Here is an 18,817-nt window from a genome sequence, read left to right on the forward strand (position 1 = left end):
CCGCGTAGACCCTCAGCATCGGACGTTCGGCGTTTAGAATTTTTTACATGAGAGTTGTTAATTAAAATCAACAAGGCTAAGCTCCGGAAAAGCTCGTTCAAGTGTGAAACTTCGAGGTGATAAAAATGGCATTCAAGCCATTGATCGGCGTTACTGCGTGCGTCAAACAGATTGGCCTGCACCCCTACCACGTCAGCGGCGACAAGTACTTGCGTGCTGTCAGCGTCGCGGCATTGGGGCTGCCAGTGGTCATTCCTTCCTTAGGCGACCTGACCGAAACCGATGCGCTGCTCGCGCAGCTCGACGGTCTGTTGCTGACCGGCTCGCCGTCGAATGTGGAGCCTTTCCACTATCAAGGCCCGGCCAGCGCTCCCGGTACGGATCACGATCCGCAACGGGACGCCACCACCCTGCCCTTATTGCGCGCAGCCATCGCCGCCGGTGTTCCGGTGCTCGGCATCTGCCGGGGCTTTCAGGAAATGAACGTGGCGTTCGGCGGCAGCCTGCATCAGAAGGTGCACGAACTGCCCGGCATGCTCGATCACCGGGAAGCGGACAGTCCCGATCTGGCCGTGCAGTACGCCGCGGCCCATGCGGTGACTGTGCAACCGGGCGGTGTGTTCGAAGCACTGGACCTGCCGCAGGTATTCCAGGTCAATTCGATTCACAGCCAGGGCATCGACCGACTCGCACCCGGCCTTCGCGCTGAGGCGATCGCGCCGGATGGTTTGATCGAGGCGATCTCCGTCGAGCACAGCAAAACCTTCGCCGTCGGCGTGCAGTGGCACCCGGAATGGCAGGTGCTTTCGAATCCCCCTTATTTGAGTATTTTCCAGGCGTTTGGCGAGGCGTGCCGACAACGGGCGGCGCTGCGTAATACGCGCTGACTTCAAACATTTCTAATCGATTGACTGCCCCCGTGAGTCTGGCGGGCGTGCCTTTGCGCGCCGGTGGCTCACGTAATAGATGAACCGCAATAACAACAAGTACGACCAGGCAGCCAGGACGGCGGTGCCGAATAAGCCCGAGCGGTAAGCGTTGAATTCAATGGCATCGCCAGGCCCGGGTTTGCAATCCACTCTTAAGTCAGGCCGTGTTGGCCCGACGACTGAAACCTGTTGGGAGTTTCATATGGCAAACGCCTCCAGCATCTACAGGAAGGCTCTTGATGGTCACCAGGCACCGAAAAAGGTGCTGGTGAAAGTCGACCGCGTCACCAAGAAATTCGACGAAACCACCGCCGTGGACGATGTGTCCCTGGAGATCCATCAAGGCGAAATCTTCGCCTTGCTCGGTGGTTCCGGCTCGGGCAAATCGACGCTGCTGCGCATGCTCGCCGGCTTCGAGCGCCCGACCGAAGGGCGGATTCTGCTCGACGGTGTCGACATCACTGACATGCCGCCCTACGAACGGCCGATCAACATGATGTTCCAGTCCTATGCGCTGTTCCCGCACATGACGGTGGCGCAGAACATCGCCTTCGGCCTCAAGCAGGACCGTTTGCCCGCCAGCGAAATCGATGCCCGTGTCGAAGAAATGCTGCGCCTGGTGCACATGACCCAATACGCCAAACGCAAACCGCATCAGTTGTCCGGCGGTCAGCGTCAGCGTGTGGCGTTGGCGCGTTCGTTGGCCAAGCGCCCGAAGCTGTTGCTGCTCGATGAACCGATGGGCGCACTGGATAAAAAGCTGCGTTCGCAGATGCAACTGGAGCTGGTGGAAATCATCGAACGCGTCGGCGTGACCTGCGTGATGGTGACCCACGACCAGGAAGAAGCCATGACCATGGCCGAGCGCATCGCGATCATGCACCTGGGCTGGATCGCCCAGATCGGCAGCCCGGTCGACATTTATGAAGCGCCGGTCAGCCGCATGGTCTGCGAGTTCATCGGCAACGTGAACGCCTTCGACGGCACCGTTGTGGAAGACCTGGAAGGTCACGCGATCATCCACAGCCCGGACCTTGCGCAGAAGATTTACGTCGGCCACGGCGTGAGTACCTCGGTGCAGGACAAGTCGATCACCTACGCCATCCGCCCGGAAAAAATGCTGGTCAGCACCCTCAAGCCCGAGACCCGCTACAACTGGTCCGAAGGCAAGGTGCATGACATCGCCTACCTCGGTGGCCACTCGGTGTTTTATGTGGAGTTGCCTGGCGGCAAGATCGTCCAGTCGTTCATGGCCAACGCCGAACGCCGTGGCGCACGCCCGACCTGGGACGATCAGGTCTACGTGTGGTGGGAAGACGACAGCGGCGTGGTACTGCGCTCATGAGAACCTTCAATCAGCAGTTCCTGCGCCTGGTGCCCAGTGGCCGCAAAATGGTCATCGGCATTCCATTCCTGTGGCTGTGCCTGTTTTTCCTGTTGCCGTTCTTCCTGGTAATGAAGATCAGCTTCTCGGAAGCAGCCCTGGCCATTCCGCCCTACTCCGAGATTTACACCTTCGCCGAACAGAAATTTCAGCTGCTGCTGAACCTCGGCAACTACTCGCTGCTGACCGAAGATGAGTTGTACATCTCGGCTTACTTTGGCTCGTTGAAGGTCGCATTCTTAAGCACGCTGATGTGCCTGGTGATCGGTTTCCCGATGGCTTATGCGATCACCAAGGCCAGCAAGGAAGCGCAAAACGTCTTGCTGCTGTTGATCATGATGCCGACCTGGACCGCGATCTTGATCCGCGTGTATGCGTGGATGGGCATCCTCAGCAACAACGGATTGCTCAATGCGTTTTTGATGTGGACCGGGCTCACGTCGCAGCCGATCGAGATCCTCAACACCAACACCGCCGTGTACATCGGGGTGGTTTACGCCTACCTGCCGTTCATGGTCCTGCCGCTGTACGCCAACCTGGTGAAGCACGATGGCAGCCTACTGGAAGCCGCATCGGACCTGGGCTCGAGCAACTTCAACAACTTCTGGAAAATCACGGTGCCGCTGGCCAAGAACGGGATCATCGCAGGCTGCATGCTGGTGTTCATTCCGGTGGTCGGTGAGTTCGTGATTCCGGAACTGTTGGGTGGCCCAGAAACCCTGATGATCGGCCGCGTGCTGTGGCAGGAGTTCTTCAACAACCGCGACTGGCCGGTGGCGTCCGCCCTGGCGGTGGTGATGCTGGCGATCCTGATTGTGCCGATTCTGCTGTTCAACCGTAGCCAGGCCAAAGAGATGGAGGGACGGGGATGAACCGTTTCGGATTTTCACGATTGATGCTGGTGCTCGGCCTGTCGTTTATCTACCTGCCGATGCTGATTCTGGTGATCTACTCCTTCAACGCCTCGAAGTTGGTGACGGTGTGGGGCGGCTGGTCGGTGAAGTGGTACGTCGGCCTGCTCGACAACACGCAACTGATGGGCTCAGTGGTGCGCTCGCTGGAAATCGCCTGCTATACGGCGATTGCCGCGGTGGCGCTCGGCACATTGGCGGCGTTTGTGCTGACCCGCGTGACGCGCTTCAAGGGCCGTACGCTGTTCGGTGGTTTGGTGACGGCGCCGCTGGTAATGCCGGAAGTGATCACCGGTCTGTCGCTGTTGCTGCTGTTCGTGGCCATGGCGCAGATGATCGGCTGGCCGCAGGAACGCGGCATCGTCACCATCTGGATCGCTCACACCACATTCTGTGCAGCCTATGTGGCGGTGGTGGTATCGGCGCGCTTGCGTGAGCTGGATTTGTCCATCGAAGAAGCCGCCATGGACCTCGGTGCACGGCCGCTCAAGGTATTCTTCCTGATCACCATTCCAATGATCGCGCCATCACTGGCGGCGGGCGGCATGATGTCGTTTGCCTTGTCGCTGGATGATTTGGTGTTGGCGAGCTTTGTGTCGGGGCCAGGCTCGACGACCCTGCCGATGGAAGTGTTCTCGGCGGTGCGTCTGGGCGTGAAGCCTGAGATCAATGCCGTGGCCAGTCTGATTCTGCTGGCGGTGTCGATCGTCACGTTCATGGTCTGGTATTTCAGCCGCAGGGCCGAAGCCACCCGCAAACGGGCGATTCAGGAAGCGATGGACCAGACTGCCAGCGAGTCCTGGCAACAACCGAAAAAGCAATTGGTAGAAGCGACGGCCTAGGCCGTCGCGTTTCACAGCGTTGCGTTTTTGAAAAACAAGAAATGGAGTTGTACCGATGAAAATGTTTGGCAGGACTCTGCTGACACTGTCCTTATTGGGCGCAATCACCGCTGGCGCCCAGGCCAATGACAAGGTTCTGCGCGTCTACAACTGGTCGGATTACATTGCCCCGGACACCGTCAAGAAGTTCGAAGACGAGACCGGCATCCGCGTGACCTACGATGTGTTCGACAGTAACGAAACCCTTGAGGCACGGCTGCTGGCGGGAAAATCGGGCTATGACATCGTGGTGCCGTCCAACAGTTTCCTGGCCAAGCAGATCAAGGCCGGGGTCTATCAGGAACTGGACAAATCGAAGCTGCCAAACTGGAAAAACCTCAACCCGGTGCTGCTGAAAAACGCCTCGGCCAGCGACCCGGATAACGGCCACGCCTTCCCGTACATGTGGGGTTCGATCGGCATCGGTTACAACCCGGTCAAGGTCAAGGAAGTGCTCGGCACTAATGCGCCGGTGAATTCCTGGGACTTGCTGTTCAAACCGGAAAACGCCGCCAAGCTCAAAGCCTGCGGCATCAGCTTTCTGGATTCGCCGACGGAAATGCTTCCGGCTGCCCTGCACTATCTGGGCTACCCGGTGAACTCCCGGGACAAGGCGCAAATCGCCGAAGCCGAAGCGCTGTTCATGAAGATCCGGCCATCGGTGGCCTACTTTCATTCGTCGAAATACATCTCCGACCTTGCCAACGGCAACATCTGCGTCGCCGTCGGTTACTCCGGCGATGTGCTGCAAGCCAAGGCCCGCGCCCAGGAAGCCGGCGACAAGGTCAAGATCGAGTACAGCATCCCGAAAGAAGGCGCCGGTAGCTTTTACGACATGGTCGCCATCCCACGGGACGCCGCCAACGTCGACAACGCCTACCTGTTCATGAACTTCCTGATGCGCCCGGACATCATTGCCGAAGTCACCAACAGCATCGGCTACAGCAATGCCAACGCGGCGGCCACGCCGTTGGTGGATGAAGCGATTCGCGACGACCCGGGGTCGTATCCGCCGCAAGCGGTGATGGCGACGTTGTATGCCATTCCTGACATGCCAATCGCCACCCAGCGGATCATGACCCGGGGCTGGACGCGGGTGAAGCTCGGTAAGTAACCCCCCACTGGCACTGATCATTCCCACGCTCCGCGTGGGAACGATCATCGCTTTCCCTTTTTCCGTTCACGCAGCGCCTTACCACCGCTGCACTCCTCTCTGATGAACGGCCTCACCTGGCTTCCTCGGTTAAGGTGAGTTTCGGGCGCCCTCGGGCGCCTTTTTTTGTGGGCTTATGAAGCGACCAGCGGCCACTCGGCCAGCGCTATGTACCGGCCTTTATGAGACTCGAACAGGCTGAAGCGATCGGCGCGCAGGTAAAACTCCGGCGGCGTCGCGGATTCGGGGACCGGCGCCCGGTAGTCGCGCATCAGGGTCAAATGCGGGCGGAATTCCCGATGGGTGTCTTCAAAACCGAACGGCAGCATGGCCTGCTCCAGCGCATACACCAGGCGCAGCAGCTCCGGTGCCGCCTGCGCGGGCGCCAGCAGCAACACCCCGGAGCGACGCCAGACGTCCAGCCGATCCAGCACCACCGTCAACGGCACGCCGGACGTGCGGATATTGGCGGCGGCCTTGCAGACACCCGCTATTTGCGCCATGCCCACCGTGCCGAGAAACAGCAGGGTCAGATGAAAGTTTTCCGCCGGCACCGGGCGCCCGATGTTGAGCCCCAGTGCGGCGCGCCATTGGGCAATGGCCCGGCGTTGTTCGGGGGCGCAGTTCAGGGCGAAGAACAGCCGTTTGAACGGCTCGCGGGTTTCATCGCTCATGTCTGGCACCTCAACGCTCGGGGACCCTTTGATTTTACAAAGGGATACCACGCCAGCAAGCCCATTTCTGGCACCTGTCGGCATGCGCGTTATAGTTGAAGCAACCGAATAGACGGGAGGACGCCATGCGTCAGGTCATCAGCAAAGAGCCATGGTGGGCCGTGCCACCGAAGCCCGGCCAGGATGAGTCCGAGCTGGAATGGGGCTGGCTGGTTCATTACAACGAAGGCGAGCCGCGCTTCGAGTTCATCAAGGAGCGGCCGTCGGACAGCGAGATTCGCAATCGCAAAAGCTGCAGGATCACCCCGACTCCGGAGTGATCCTGCCGCCTCTTCAGGCTTTGACGAGCATTTCGAAACCTCCAAAAATCGCCCGCTGGCCGTCGAACGGCATCGGATTGACGTCCGGTTGCATCCGCGGATCGCTCATCAGTTTCGCCATGCCGGCGTCACGGGCGGCCTTGTCCGGCCAGACGATCCAGGAAAACACCACGGTCTCGTCTTCCTTGAGTTTGACCGCCATGGGAAACGACGTCACTTTGCCATCAGGCACGTCGTCGCCCCAGCATTCAGCGAGGCTGAGCGCGCCGTTCTCCTTGAAAATCGCCGCGGCGGACTCCGCGTGTTTCTTGAACTTTTCGCGGTTGGCCTTGGGCACCGCTGCGACGAAGCCATCAACGTAAGCCATGATCATTCTCCTCGGGTTATGGGTTGATCTGCTGGGTAGTCGATCCAGCGTGGCTCCAATCGACAGTTCCCGCACCCAAGCCGACCGACGGTTCGACGGGCTGAGCGACAGGTTGTGCAACAGGCTGGGCCAGGGGCTGGGCCAAGCCGCCTTCGATTTGCCCGGCCATGTACAGCGTTCCGGCCATGACACCGGTGGTAGGGTTTTGCACCAGCTTCAGCCACGCCTTGTCGAATGAGTCGCCCAGGCTGCTGCGGATCAGCGCCTCGCTATCAGGTCGGTCGTTGGCTTGAATAACCGCACGCACCCCCGCCACTCCCAGGGAAATCAACGCCCCGGCCAGTTTCCCCGCCGCTGCCGCCACGGCACCGGCCGCGCCTCGTGGGGCCATTTCGGCTTCCATCCGCTTACTTGCGCGTTTGGCCACCGGCGTCATGCCGGCGTCCGTCGAGGCAATACCCTTCTCACCGCCTGCCGCGTGGATCTTGTCGATCAACGCCGCGTAGGCCGGCAACTTAGTCAGCGGTTCACTGTGCACCACCTGATACAGCGACGCGTCACGGGCGGGCGGCGGCCCCAGCGAAATCGCCGGAATTTTCTGGATACGCTCGTTGAGCTGCGCCATCGGTACGCCGTGACGCTGGGAGATGACCTGAAGTTGCTGGCCGAGAGCTTGCACGTAAAACGCCGTCGCCTGCCCGAGTATCTCGTCGGGATCGATCTCCACCGCTACCGGGTTCAGCACTTTCTGGTGATATTGTTCCAACAGATAGGCCGCCAGGCGTTTAGCCGAGGCATCCTGCTCGCCCCCGGCACTGATGGTGTACCAGCTGACCTTCATTGACAGCCATTCCTGGGTCCAGTAGCTACTGAACCACGGAATGAAGACTTCTTCAGTCTGTTCGTAAACCCGCGTGCGCCAATGTTCCATGGACCCGCGGGCGTATACCCTGGCCTGTTCGGTGGCCTGCTGCGAAGCCGCGACAATTTCCTGGTCCACCTGCTGCCAGGTGCTCTGGGAAACCACTACCGGCGCCACCGCTACCGGGGCACGCGCGGGTGTGACGCATCCCGCCAGTACCACCAACACAGCGGCGATCAGCGAACGCAGGTTCAAGATCGCGGTGTCCTACAGTCTGCGTCGAACGGAGTGTTTGACGCGCAAAAGCATGTTGATTTGAGTATAGGTCGGGGCCGGGGGCCGTCCGTCAGGAAGTGTGGTAGCGCCTTCAAAAATGCCTGCGCGAGCAGGCCCGCAAGTCCATCGAGGAACGCCACCATCATCCACGTCGATATTCACCATCGCCGCGAATGCCTTCCGCAAAAAAAACGCTGGGCGCAGGATCAACTTATCGCCACTTAAACCCCGCATCGGAGGGGCACACCATGTTGATCCATCTCCTGACCTGCCTTGCCCTGACGGCCATCACCCTGACCCTGTTTTCCCGCTTGGTGCTGGAAATCGGTCAAACCGAGGAGCCGACATCATGATTTATTCCGTCAGCCTTACCGTGAGTTTCCCGGTGTTCGGCAGCAACTACTATTCCCAGCAGGTGATCTCTCGCAAAGCGGTCGCGCTGGTGTTCGATAAGCAATTCGAAACCTTGCTGATACCGGCAGCCACCAACCACTTCAGTAACGAAGTGGTCGGGCTCAACGATCAGTTCCGTTTTTTGAATGATGTGCTGGTTGAGCATCTGCTGGAAACCGAGATGACTCAGCGTTCGTCACGCTCGGCGCAAGCGTTCACCTTTTGACACGCTGAGTGAAGCTGCTCAGCGTGGTCCGCCACCGGGCCCACCCCCAAAACCTCCATGATGGCCACCACCACCACCACCACCACCACCACCACCACCACCACCACCACCACCTGGTGGGAAGAACATCCAGCAGCCCGACAGGGACGACAACAAGGCGAAGACCACCGCCGCTTTTACAACTTTGTTCAACTTCATTACGTCACTCTCTGTTTAGGCGAGAAAAACAACCTTTCTCGCCCTTTCAGACAGTGTTTGCGGGGGTTTGAGCACCGTTCCAATGTAAAGAATGGGTAATGGTTGTATCGTAAATGACTCATATTCCACAGATTTTTCAGGGAGCGGACCAATCGGCTATTTCCAAGTTCCCCCATAGGGCACGGTCCCAAAGGCGGCAGTCACACTCGCCGCCTCTGCAAGCGCTCTGATACAAAGCCGTTTTATAGTCGCAGCCTGTCATTCAGGCCGGCGCACGGCCCTTACCTTCCCGCTGTTGCCACCGCCGCAGAAAAACCGGTCGTGGCCATCGAACTCCAGCCCCGACACGCCGACACCAGCCGGCATCTGGACACTCTCCAACACCTCGCCCGTAGCCGGATCGACTCGTCGCAGCTCGCTCTCGTCACCTTCCCAGGTGCCGTGCCACAGATCGCCCTCGACCCAGGTCACTCCGGTGACGAAGCGATTGGATTCCAGGGTGCGCAGCACCGCTCCGGTCTGGGGGTCGACCTGATGGATCTTGCGCTCGCGATACTCACCGACCCAGAGCGTGCCTTCGGCCCACGCCAGCCCTGAGTCACCACCGCCACCGGGCGCGGGGATGGTGGAGATCACACGGCCGGTCTGCGGGTCGATCTTCTGGATGCGATCCTCGGCGATCTGAAACAGGTGCTGGCCGTCGAAGGCTGTGCCGGCGTGGGCGGCGACATCGATCGATTTCAGGGTTTTGCCGCTGGCCGGGTCCAGGGCGTTGAGTTTGTCGCCGGAGGCAAACCAGACACGCTGACCGTCATGGGTGACGCCATGCACATGGTCTATGCCTGGAAAAGGCCCGTATTCGCGGATGATTTCAGCCGTTGAATGTTTCATGTCTTGCTCCTCGTTTACTGACTGCGTTCACTGGGGTAGTGAAGAGGATGCTAATCACCGGGCAGCAACGCCGTGAGTAACAATCCCGTCGCGAATCCAGGTACCGGCGGGAACATCCAGCGACGAGCCCGACCATGACCGAATGACTGCACCTTGCCGGTCGCCGCCAGCGTGTCGAGGGCTCGTTGCACGGTGCGCTGACTGGCGCCGAGCGCCAACGCCAGGGCCGAACTCGACCACGACTCACCGTCAGCGAGAAAAGCGAGCAGCGTCGCATGCTGCTCTTCGACAGGCCGCGCCAGCACCACGACGTCAGGCGCAACCCGTGGCACCAGCGCAAACCCTCGCGGGGTCGCAACCACGTCGGCGATCAGGTGCAGCGCCCCGCGCAGCCGCCCGAGTTCGACGCGCAACCGTGCGCGATGGGACTCATCCGCGTGCTTCATCCGAAAGGCTCGCGCAATCAGCGTTTCCCTTGGCACGTCGGCGGGCCACGCTTCGCCCAGCGCCCGAGCGAGCGCAAACAGCACCGGACGCCGGGCGAGCGAAACCGACGAGCCTGCGTCGCGCACGACGTACCGGCAGGCGTCCACCACCAGCGTGGGGGACGCCAATAACGTTTCAATCTCATCGAGTAGCAGCGGCCGTTCCTGCCCATCGATAATCAGCCGCGCCGCTGGCGTATCGAGGATATGCGAGGCGCTTTCGACCTCGGCGGTGAGCGCCGCAATGCCCGCGTGCTGCGCGGCATGCTCGGCCCGAACAAGTGCAGCACGCGCCGCTTTCGTTTGCAGACGACGCATCGCGATGCCCGCCAGAACCAGTTCGTAAGCGGCCCTCGACGCAGGCAGTAATGGCGTCGGGTCGAGTTCGGCGAGACGTTGCTCGGCCTCGTCGAGATGCCCGATCAGCAGCAAGCGGCGAATCTCGAGATAGCGCGCATGGGCGGCGTTGACCCAATCGCCGTGTGCCTGAAGCGTCGCCCGCGCGGCGTCGAGCGCCTTCACCGGCCAGTTCAGGTCACGCGAGGCGAGCGCGATCTCGGCTTCGGCGACGACACACCGCGCGCGGGCCAAGGCCTCCTTCGCACCGAACGCCCGCGCGGCACTTCGCACCAGCGCCTTCGCTCGCACAAGGTCACCCAGTTGCGCCATCGCGATGCCACGAAGGGCAAGTGCAGGTGCGTCGTTGCGCAGGGCGATGCGGTTCAGCGCGCCGAGCGGATCACCCGCCGCGAGCGCACGCGCTGCTGCGGTGATCAGCGAATCCATGTGAACTGCGCCACTTGTGCCCCCCACCGTCCGATGTCCGCTGATCAGTCTATCTCACGACTGCTCAGCCGCACGCCGATCTGCCAGGGGCACCCGTGACTCAGTAATCGACCCACACCCCACCCAGGTCCGCGGAATGGACGCAGCGCTCGACCCAACGCACGCCTTCGACACCGGCATTGATGTCTGGATAACGCAGCGTTGCCAGTTGTTCATGATCACCACGGTTGGCGGCGTCCATGGCCAAGGCGAAACGGTAATAGAGGTTGGCCCAGGCATCGAACAGCCCTTCCGGGTGCCCGGCACCGATCCGGTCATCAAGCAACGCATGGGGATGCAGATAGCCCATCCCGCGCTCCAGCACCTGGGCAGGTTTACCCTGGACTTCGAATGACAACTGGTTTGGCCGCTCATCCCACCATTCAAGGCTGGCCCTGGAGCCGATCACGCGAATCTTCTGGCCATGCATGGAGCCGGCGTTCACCGCGCTCGACCACACACTGCCCATGGCCCCGCCTTCGTATTCCATCAGTGTGTAGGCGTTGTCCTCGAGTGGTGCGCGGCTTTTGACAAAGCTCTGGCGGGTGCACAACAGCCGTTTGATCTTGAGCTCGGGCAGCATGACTTCCGACAGGTACAGCGGATGAGTGCCAACGTCTCCCAGCACATAACTGGGGCCGGCGAGGCGCGGATCGACCCGCCATTTGGTCGCCTCGCTCTGCGCCTCGACCGCCTCACAGTGGAAGCCATGGGCAAACTGCATGTGCACCATGCGCACCTCACCCAACTCACCCTGGGCGATCATTTCCCGCGCCTGCTCGATCAACTGGTGCCCGGCGTAGCCGTAGGTCACCCCCACCACCCGGTTTCGCGACAACGCGATTTCGCGCAGGGTTTGCGCCTCCTCAAGGGTGAAGCACAGCGGCTTTTCACAGACCACATGCAGCCCCGCTTCCAGAGCGGCCTTGGTGATTTCAAAGTGAGTGCCATTGGGCGTCGCCACGGAAATAGCCTGGATACCATCCGCCCGCCCGGCTTCGCCCTCAATCAGGCTGCGATAGTCGGCGTAGCAACGCTCGGGGTCGACCCCCAGTTGCACACCAAAGTCGCGACCGCGTTGCGGGTCCAAGTCGAAGGCACCGGCCACCAGTGCAAACGACTGGTCACGCAGGGCCGCCGAACGATGGATGTAGCCGATCTGACTGTCACGCCCGCCGCCCACCATCGCCCAGCGGATTGGTTGAGGAATTCGCTTGCTGCCATTGATCATCGAAATGTCCTTCGCATGAGAGAAATCAGAAACCCGCCCGGGACAGGTAGTCACGGCTGGCAGCCACGTCGCGCAGGCTGCCATGGGCGTTACGTGGATCACGCTCTTGCTCGACCGTGATGTAACCCTGGTAACCGATCTCGGTGATCAGCTCGCGCAAGGCGCCGTAGTCGATGACACCCTGGCCGATCGGGCACATCACGCCTCTTGCGCACGCGGCGAAGAAGGTGATGTGTTCGCCCAGCACTTGATCGAACACGGCCTGATCGATGTCTTTGAAATGCAGGTAATCCACGCGGTCCGCGTACTGGCGCAGGGTCTGCACCGGGTCCATGCCGGCGTAGTACAGATGGCCGGTGTCCAGGCACAGGCCGGCCACTTCGTAGGGGATGTCTTCGACCAGTCGGGCCAACTCGTCGGCGAACTCGATGTAGCCCCCGGCGTGCGGATGAATCACCGTGCGCACACCGAATTCCGTCCACGCCAACTCGGCGATGGCGCGGATGTGGGCCATCATGCCCCGCCAGGCATCGGGCGCCAGGCGCGGCGCGCGGTCAGAGTGGCCAGCGGCGTAGTCACGCTCCTCATGCCCCCAATCGATGACCACCAGACACGGCATGGCGAAACGTTGCCCCGGCTCCAGTGGGATCGCCGGCAACTGCTTGAGCAATGCGCAGATATTACGGGTTTGATGCAGCAGGCTGGGTAGATTGGCGGGGTCGACCAGATTGTCGAATACCGTGCCAGCCACCACATGCAGGCCGTGTTCGACCAGCACCGAGCCCACCGCGTCGGCGTCCAGTGGCAGGTAACCGTATGGCCCCAATTCGATGCCGCGATACCCCGCTTGCGCCGCTTCGCCAAGAACCTGTTGCCACGCCGGCAGATGAGGATTATTGACGTCGTCGACGCCCCAGCAACAAGGCGCGGTGGAGATGTGGAGGGTCATGTCAGGCTCCGGTGATTATTGTTATGAGTGGCGTTGTTTCGCTGGGAGAAATCCTAAGGCGGGCAGGTCCATGGCTGCTATAGTCGGTCGGCGATACCTGTCAAAACCCGTCAAAAGTTTCAGATAGGCTTTCATTTCATGTCAGAGCATTCTTCGTCAAAAGCCGTCAACCCGATCGGTCGTCGTTCAACCATGGAAGACGTGGCCCTGGCCGCCGGGGTGAGCCTGTCCACCGTGGACCGGGTGATGAACCTGCGGGCCAACGTGCGCGCCGATACCGCGCAACGCATTGCCGAGGCTGCCGCCCGACTGGGCTTCTACGGGCGTAATGTGATCGAGCAACGAGTGCTGCAGCAGCGCCCGACCGTGCGTTTGGGGTTTCTGCTGCAAAAGCGTGGCGTGGCGTTTTATCAGGGGCTGGCAAAGGCCTTGGCTGAGGCGGCGACGGCCAGCGTGCGGGCCCAGGTTCGGGTGCTGATCCACTACATCGACGACCTGGCCCCGGCCGCCACCGCAGAACGCATCCTCAAGTTGCAAGGCGAAGTCGATGCCTTGGGCGTGGTGGCCGCCGACCATCCGGCTGTTCGCGAGGCCATGGCGCAATTGCGAGCGGCCGGCATTCCCGTGGTCGCCCTGGTGTCCGAGCTGAGCGCCTCGGCCGGGGCCGGTTATGTCGGCGTCGACAACCGTGCCATGGGCCGCACCGCCGGCTGGTTCATCAAGCACCTGGCAGCGCAACTGGGGCCAGTGGCCGTGATGGTCGGCACCCAGCGCTTTCAGTGCCAGGAACTGTGTGAAATGAGTTTTCGCTCCTTCCTGTCGGAACAACCCCAGGACTGGGAATTGCTGGCTACGCGCCTGACCCTGGAGGACGAGGAATTCGCCTATGCCGGCACGCTCGACCTGCTCACCAGCCAGCCCGACCTGGTCGGCCTGTATGTGGCAGGTGGCGGTATCGAAGGGGTCATCAACGCCTTGCGCGAACTGAAAGCCCAGCACATCGCGCTACCCGTCGTGGTGTGCCACGACCTGACCCCCATCACCGGGACCGCCCTGCGTGACGGCATCGTTCAAGCCGTGCTGTCACATCCGATCGAGGCGCTGGCGCAAACGGCGGTCAGGGCCATGGTGGATGCCGCGATAGACCCAGCGTCGGACAGCGCAGCGAAGTGCATGCTTTCGTTGCAGATTGATGTGGCTGAAAGTGTTTAGCAGGTGATACACAACAGAACGAACGGCCCGACGATGAGGCTGTAAACTGGCCGCGCAAAAAAGGCGTCGCACCATTGAATGCCCCAGCCCCCCTCCACCCCCACAAACAAGAGATCCCCATGGCAAACCACGACATCACTTTCCTCCCCGACCCTGATGCGGAATCCATCTCTTCCGACGTTGCCGGTTTCGGCGGCCTGCTGGTCTCCACTCAGATCCCTACCCGCGCCGACGGCAGCCTGGAGCTGGGCGACATCACCCTGCAAAGCGAGTGCACTCTGCAGGCGCTCAAGGTCGCGCTGGAGAACGCCGGCAGTTCCATGGACCGGGTGCTGCATCTGACCATCTACCTCACCGACATGGCCGATCGCGCCGCGTTCAACGAGGTCTACCAGCGCTTCTTCGCCAAGCCCTGGCCGGTTCGCGCCGCCGTGGGCGTGGCCGCGTTGGCGGTCGAAGGCATGCGCGTGGAAGTCACCGCGATGGCGGCCAAGGGCTAAATCCGCGAACGTGCCCGGTGGGAGTGGCCCCCGCCGGGCACGTTGGCGAGTGGATATCTGCGCGAAGCCGATTATGCTTCAAGAAACCATGCAGCAATGCGAGGCCGTCAGCCCTGTTTCCATTATTCGCGTAATTGGTAATCCGACGACATCAGCCCTAGGGCCTGGGTGCGGCAAAAGTGATGAGGTACTCCGGCCTTCAACAAGAGCAAGACGGAGAAGACTCATGGCCACGATTGACACTACAGCCACGGGCAGCATGCCCAACCGAGGGATTACCAAGGAGGAACGCAAGGTCATTTTCGCCTCGTCCCTGGGCACGGTTTTCGAGTGGTACGACTTCTATCTTTACGGCTCCCTCGCGGCGATCATCGCCAAGCACTTCTTCGCGGGCGTCAATGAAACAACCTCCTTCATCTTTGCGCTGCTCGCGTTCGCTGCGGGTTTCGCCGTGCGGCCCTTCGGCGCCATCGTGTTCGGCCGACTGGGCGACATGATCGGGCGCAAGCACACGTTCCTCATTACCATTGTGATCATGGGTGTTTCCACCGCCGTCGTGGGTTTTCTGCCTGGCTACGCGACCATCGGCGTGGCGGCGCCGATCATCCTGATCACCCTGCGTCTGCTGCAAGGCCTGGCCCTAGGGGGTGAGTACGGCGGCGCGGCGACTTACGTGGCCGAGCATGCGCCCAAAGGCAAGCGCGGCTACTTCACTTCGTGGATCCAGACCACCGCGACCCTCGGCCTGTTTCTGTCGTTGCTGGTGATTCTCGCCTGCCGCACCCTGCTCGGCACCGAAGCCTTCGAGGCCTGGGGCTGGCGGATTCCCTTCCTGCTGTCGATCCTGCTGCTGATCGTCTCGGTCTACATTCGCTTGCAACTCGCCGAGTCGCCGGTATTCAAGAAGATGAAAGAAGAAGGCAAGTCTTCCAAGGCACCGCTGACCGAATCCTTCGCCCGCTGGGACAACCTCAAGATTGTGATCATGGCCTTGCTCGGCGGCACGGCCGGCCAGGCGGTGGTCTGGTACACCGGGCAGTTCTATGCGCTGTTCTTCCTGCTGCAAACACTGAAAATCGACCCGCAGACCGCCAACTATTTGATTGCCGGCTCGCTGCTGATCGGCACGCCGTTCTTCATCCTGTTCGGCAGCCTGTCCGACCGCATCGGCCGCAAGGGCATCGTCATGGCCGGGTGCATCCTCGCAGCCGTGACCTACTTCCCGATCTTCCATGCGTTGACCGAGTTCGGTAACCCCGACGTGTTTGCCGCGCAGGCGAAGAATCCGGTCACGGTGGTCGCCGATCCCGGCCAGTGCTCGTTCCAGTTCGACCCGGTGGGCAAGGCCAAATTCACCAGTTCCTGTGACCTCGCCAAGACTGTGCTGGCGAAGAAGGCCATCCCCTACAAAAACGAGAAAGCCGCGCCTGGCGCCGTCGCGCAGGTGCGTATCGGTGACAAGGTGATCCCGAGTTTCGAAGGCACCGGCATGCCCGCCGCTGACTTCAAGACTCGCAATGACGCCTTCGTCGCCACCCTCGGCACCGCGCTCAAGGACGCCGGTTACCCCGAGAAGGCCGACCCGGCCAAGACCAACTATCCGATGGTGTTGCTGCTCCTGACCATCCTGGTGATCTACGTGACCATGGTCTACGGCCCGATCGCCGCCTGGCTGGTGGAGCTCTTCCCGGCGCGCATCCGCTACACCTCGATGTCGCTGCCCTACCATATCGGCAATGGCTGGTTCGGCGGCTTCCTGCCCACTGTGGCATTCGCCATGGTCGCGGCCACGGGTGATATCTACTACGGGCTGTGGTACCCGATCGTGATCGCGGTGATGACGGCCATCCTTGGTACTTTCTTCCTGCCGGAAACCAAGGATCGGGAGATTCATCACACGTAAGAGCAGCGATAGATTTGCACCCTACGCAATAAAAACGCCCCGTCAGTCTGTTACTGACGGGGCGAATCACCACATACACCCACGGTGTTAAAAAAACTCCACGAAGCCGCCGAGCGCGCCCTCGACCACTACCTCAACCCGGCCGCCCAGATCATGGCCTCCACCCACGAACCCGAGCCCATGTACCTCGCCAACCCGAAGTACAACACCGAAGCCCTGCTGGCCAACGCCAGCGAAACGCTCGGCTCGGCCACCCTCATGCTCAACAATTTCGCAGCATTGCTGGAAACCTCACATCGCAAGACCCTGCTGGGCATTGCGCAAGTGGTCATGCTCGGTGAACTGGCGGTGAACCAGGCGCTGGATCACGTCGAACCGAAGGAATAACTAACGCAACCGGTGGCGAGGGGATTTGCTCCTCGCCACACCAGATTGGGGAAACGAACGTCCACAGCAGTGGAGCTAACCGCCACCAAGCAGACCAATGCTGCGATCTGTAGCAGCTGGCGAAGCCTGCGTTCGGCTGCGCAGCAGTCGTGAATCCGGCTGACGCGGTCTGCCTGACGTACCGCAACGTCTGGTTTGACGACTGCTTCGCAGCCGAACGCAGCCTCGCAAGCTCGACAGCTGCTACAGCCAAGCGCAGCTTTCGGCAGCTGCTACAAAGAACGCGTCGCGACTGAAATTGCCTAAGTGAACAGCATTGAATCATCAAGCCCCGCTCACCGAAACGTGCGCCTAGCAACAGTAGGCTAAGCTTTCAACAGCTTATTGCTCACGATGCTCGCGTCTGCAGGTTTTGGTTTTTTCTGGAGAGCGTCTGCAACAGCTATTTCAGACAGGTCCAGATCATTCACGCAGGACTGACGCGATGACCGAGCCCCTTCTCAGTTTCGAAGCACTTAAACGCGCCGCTGCCGCCGGCGAAATCGATACCGTGCTGGTGTGCATGGTCGATATGCAGGGGCGACTGGTCGGCAAGCGATTCCAGGTCGAGTTTTTCATCGACAGCGGCCACGAAGAAACCCACTGCTGCAATTACCTGCTGGCCGACGACATCGACATGGAACCGGTGCCGGGATACGCCGCTGCCAGTTGGAGCAAAGGCTATGGAGACTTTGTGCTCAAACCCGACATGTCTACGTTGCGGCGCGTGCCGTGGCTGGAATGCACGGCGCTGGTGCTCTGTGATGTGCTCGATCATCACCATAGAAAAGACCTGCCCCACAGCCCGCGAGCGATCCTGAAAAAACAGGTCGAGCGCCTGCGCGAGCGCGGCTATACCGGCATGTTCGCCTCTGAGCTGGAGTTCTATCTGTTCGATGAGAGCTATGAGGCGATCCACGAGCGCAACTACCACCAGCCGAAGACCGCCGGCCATTACATCGAGGACTACAACATCCTGCAGACCACCCGCGAGGAACCGGTGTTGCGGGCGATTCGCAAGCACCTGCAGGCATCCGGCATTCCCGTGGAAAACTCCAAGGGCGAATGGGGGCCGGGGCAGGAAGAAATCAACATCCGATATGCCGATGCCATGACCATGGCCGACCACCACGTCATCATCAAGCACGCCTGCAAAGAGATCGCGCAACTGCAAGGCAAGGCGATCACCTTCATGGCCAAGTGGCGCTATGACGCCGCCGGTTCCAGCAGCCACATCCACAATTCGCTGTGGGACAAGAACGGCAAAAAGTCACTGTTCTTCGACTCCAAGGCCGAGTTCGGCATGTCGAAGCTGATGCGCTCGTGGGTCGCCGGGCAGCTCAAATACGCCAATGACGTCACCTGCTTTCTTGCGCCCTACATCAATTCGTACAAGCGCTTTCAGGCCGGCACCTTCGCGCCAACGCGGGCGGTCTGGAGCCGGGACAATCGCACCGCCGGCTTTCGTTTGTGCGCCGAGGGCAGCAAATCCATCCGCATCGAATGTCGCATCGGCGGTGCCGACCTCAACCCCTATCTGGCCTTCGCCGCGTTGATCGCAGCAGGCCTGGCCGGGATCGACGAGAAACTCGAACTCGCGGCGCCGTTCGAGGGCGATGCCTACGTCGATGAGCATTTGCCTGAAGTGTCGAAAACCCTGCGCGAGGCCTGCGCCGCGCTCAAGGCGTCGAGCATGTTGCGCGAGGCGTTCGGTGATGAAGTGATCGACCACTACGTGCACACCGCCGACTGGGAACAGAAAGAGTACGACCGACGGATAACCGACTGGGAACTGCAGCGCGGCTTCGAGCGCTATTGAGC

General features: G+C 61.0%; 20 protein-coding genes. 12 read left to right on the forward strand and 8 right to left on the reverse strand.

The features are described from left to right. Nucleotides 1-125: 125 nt before the first annotated feature. From AC1RL4_RS18800 to AC1RL4_RS18820, 5 genes are all read left to right on the forward strand, one after another. Nucleotides 126-887 carry a gamma-glutamyl-gamma-aminobutyrate hydrolase family protein gene (locus AC1RL4_RS18800; RefSeq protein WP_086944873.1) on the forward strand — a complete coding sequence of 254 codons (762 nt, stop codon included), beginning with the start codon at nt 126-128 and terminating at the stop codon, nt 885-887. A gap of 244 nt (nt 888-1,131) precedes the next feature. Next, nucleotides 1,132-2,274, forward strand: a complete 1,143-nt coding sequence (gene potA, locus AC1RL4_RS18805) for a polyamine ABC transporter ATP-binding protein (protein ID WP_018930104.1) — start codon at nt 1,132-1,134, stop codon at nt 2,272-2,274. Between the two features lie 29 nt (nt 2,275-2,303). Continuing rightward, nucleotides 2,304-3,185, forward strand: coding sequence for an ABC transporter permease subunit (locus tag AC1RL4_RS18810; RefSeq protein WP_167331203.1), 882 nt, complete (start codon nt 2,304-2,306; stop codon nt 3,183-3,185). Next, nucleotides 3,182-4,066, forward strand: a complete 885-nt coding sequence (locus AC1RL4_RS18815) for an ABC transporter permease subunit (RefSeq protein ID WP_230175636.1) — start codon at nt 3,182-3,184, stop codon at nt 4,064-4,066. Before AC1RL4_RS18810 ends, AC1RL4_RS18815 begins: the two co-directional genes overlap by 4 nt. A gap of 55 nt (nt 4,067-4,121) precedes the next feature. After that, nucleotides 4,122-5,219 (forward strand): polyamine ABC transporter substrate-binding protein, encoded by a 1,098-nt coding sequence (locus AC1RL4_RS18820; RefSeq protein WP_230175635.1) that lies wholly within the window; start codon nt 4,122-4,124, stop codon nt 5,217-5,219. Between the two features lie 173 nt (nt 5,220-5,392). Here the strand turns inward: AC1RL4_RS18820 and thpR are convergent, their stop codons facing one another. Beyond that, complete coding sequence (gene thpR / locus AC1RL4_RS18825; protein WP_019580261.1) at nt 5,393-5,932, reverse strand: RNA 2',3'-cyclic phosphodiesterase; 540 nt, start codon at nt 5,930-5,932, stop codon at nt 5,393-5,395. A 125-nt stretch (nt 5,933-6,057) separates the two neighbouring features. On the opposite strand from thpR, the gene AC1RL4_RS18830 reads away from it, so the two are divergent. After that, on the forward strand, nt 6,058-6,252 hold the full coding sequence (locus AC1RL4_RS18830) for a hypothetical protein (protein WP_018930099.1): 195 nt from the start codon (nt 6,058-6,060) through the stop codon (nt 6,250-6,252). A 13-nt stretch (nt 6,253-6,265) separates the two neighbouring features. On the opposite strand, the gene AC1RL4_RS18835 is transcribed toward AC1RL4_RS18830, so the two are convergent. Beyond that, complete coding sequence (locus tag AC1RL4_RS18835; protein WP_230175634.1) at nt 6,266-6,619, reverse strand: DUF1428 domain-containing protein; 354 nt, start codon at nt 6,617-6,619, stop codon at nt 6,266-6,268. Nucleotides 6,620-6,635: 16 nt separating this feature from the next. Beyond that, nucleotides 6,636-7,736, reverse strand: coding sequence for a hypothetical protein (locus tag AC1RL4_RS18840; RefSeq protein WP_230175633.1), 1,101 nt, complete (start codon nt 7,734-7,736; stop codon nt 6,636-6,638). A gap of 370 nt (nt 7,737-8,106) precedes the next feature. Between AC1RL4_RS18840 and AC1RL4_RS18845 the strand changes: the two genes are divergently transcribed. Then, nucleotides 8,107-8,376, forward strand: a complete 270-nt coding sequence (locus AC1RL4_RS18845; RefSeq protein ID WP_019580258.1) for a hypothetical protein — start codon at nt 8,107-8,109, stop codon at nt 8,374-8,376. Nucleotides 8,377-8,394: 18 nt separating this feature from the next. On the opposite strand, the gene AC1RL4_RS18850 is transcribed toward AC1RL4_RS18845, so the two are convergent. From AC1RL4_RS18850 to AC1RL4_RS18870, 5 genes are all read right to left on the reverse strand, one after another. Then, nucleotides 8,395-8,574 (reverse strand): hypothetical protein, encoded by a 180-nt coding sequence (locus AC1RL4_RS18850; protein ID WP_490134005.1) that lies wholly within the window; start codon nt 8,572-8,574, stop codon nt 8,395-8,397. 258 nt (nt 8,575-8,832) lie between these two features. After that, on the reverse strand, nt 8,833-9,465 hold the full coding sequence (locus tag AC1RL4_RS18855) for a Vgb family protein (RefSeq protein ID WP_019580257.1): 633 nt from the start codon (nt 9,463-9,465) through the stop codon (nt 8,833-8,835). A gap of 50 nt (nt 9,466-9,515) precedes the next feature. After that, entirely contained in the window at nt 9,516-10,736 is a 1,221-nt protein-coding gene (locus tag AC1RL4_RS18860) for a helix-turn-helix domain-containing protein (RefSeq protein WP_230174961.1), read from the reverse strand. Nucleotides 10,737-10,836: 100 nt separating this feature from the next. After that, nucleotides 10,837-12,006, reverse strand: a complete 1,170-nt coding sequence (locus AC1RL4_RS18865) for a Gfo/Idh/MocA family protein (protein WP_096479998.1) — start codon at nt 12,004-12,006, stop codon at nt 10,837-10,839. Nucleotides 12,007-12,031: 25 nt separating this feature from the next. Continuing rightward, nucleotides 12,032-12,955, reverse strand: coding sequence for a TIM barrel protein (locus tag AC1RL4_RS18870; RefSeq protein ID WP_204124013.1), 924 nt, complete (start codon nt 12,953-12,955; stop codon nt 12,032-12,034). Nucleotides 12,956-13,093: 138 nt separating this feature from the next. On the opposite strand from AC1RL4_RS18870, the gene AC1RL4_RS18875 reads away from it, so the two are divergent. From AC1RL4_RS18875 to AC1RL4_RS18895, 5 genes are all read left to right on the forward strand, one after another. Continuing rightward, nucleotides 13,094-14,167 carry a LacI family DNA-binding transcriptional regulator gene (locus tag AC1RL4_RS18875; protein WP_230174964.1) on the forward strand — a complete coding sequence of 358 codons (1,074 nt, stop codon included), beginning with the start codon at nt 13,094-13,096 and terminating at the stop codon, nt 14,165-14,167. Between the two features lie 119 nt (nt 14,168-14,286). Further along, entirely contained in the window at nt 14,287-14,667 is a 381-nt protein-coding gene (locus AC1RL4_RS18880) for a RidA family protein (protein ID WP_019580252.1), read from the forward strand. Between the two features lie 226 nt (nt 14,668-14,893). After that, nucleotides 14,894-16,570 (forward strand): MFS transporter, encoded by a 1,677-nt coding sequence (locus tag AC1RL4_RS18885; RefSeq protein WP_019580251.1) that lies wholly within the window; start codon nt 14,894-14,896, stop codon nt 16,568-16,570. Between the two features lie 84 nt (nt 16,571-16,654). After that, complete coding sequence (locus tag AC1RL4_RS18890; RefSeq protein ID WP_050438339.1) at nt 16,655-16,957, forward strand: DUF6124 family protein; 303 nt, start codon at nt 16,655-16,657, stop codon at nt 16,955-16,957. Between the two features lie 484 nt (nt 16,958-17,441). Next, a complete protein-coding gene (locus AC1RL4_RS18895; protein WP_230174966.1) occupies nt 17,442-18,815 on the forward strand; it encodes a glutamine synthetase family protein in 1,374 nt (457 codons plus the stop codon). The last annotated feature ends 2 nt before the right edge of the window (nt 18,816-18,817 follow it).

The organism is Pseudomonas sp. GW822-FHT07A10 (assembly GCF_058798795.1).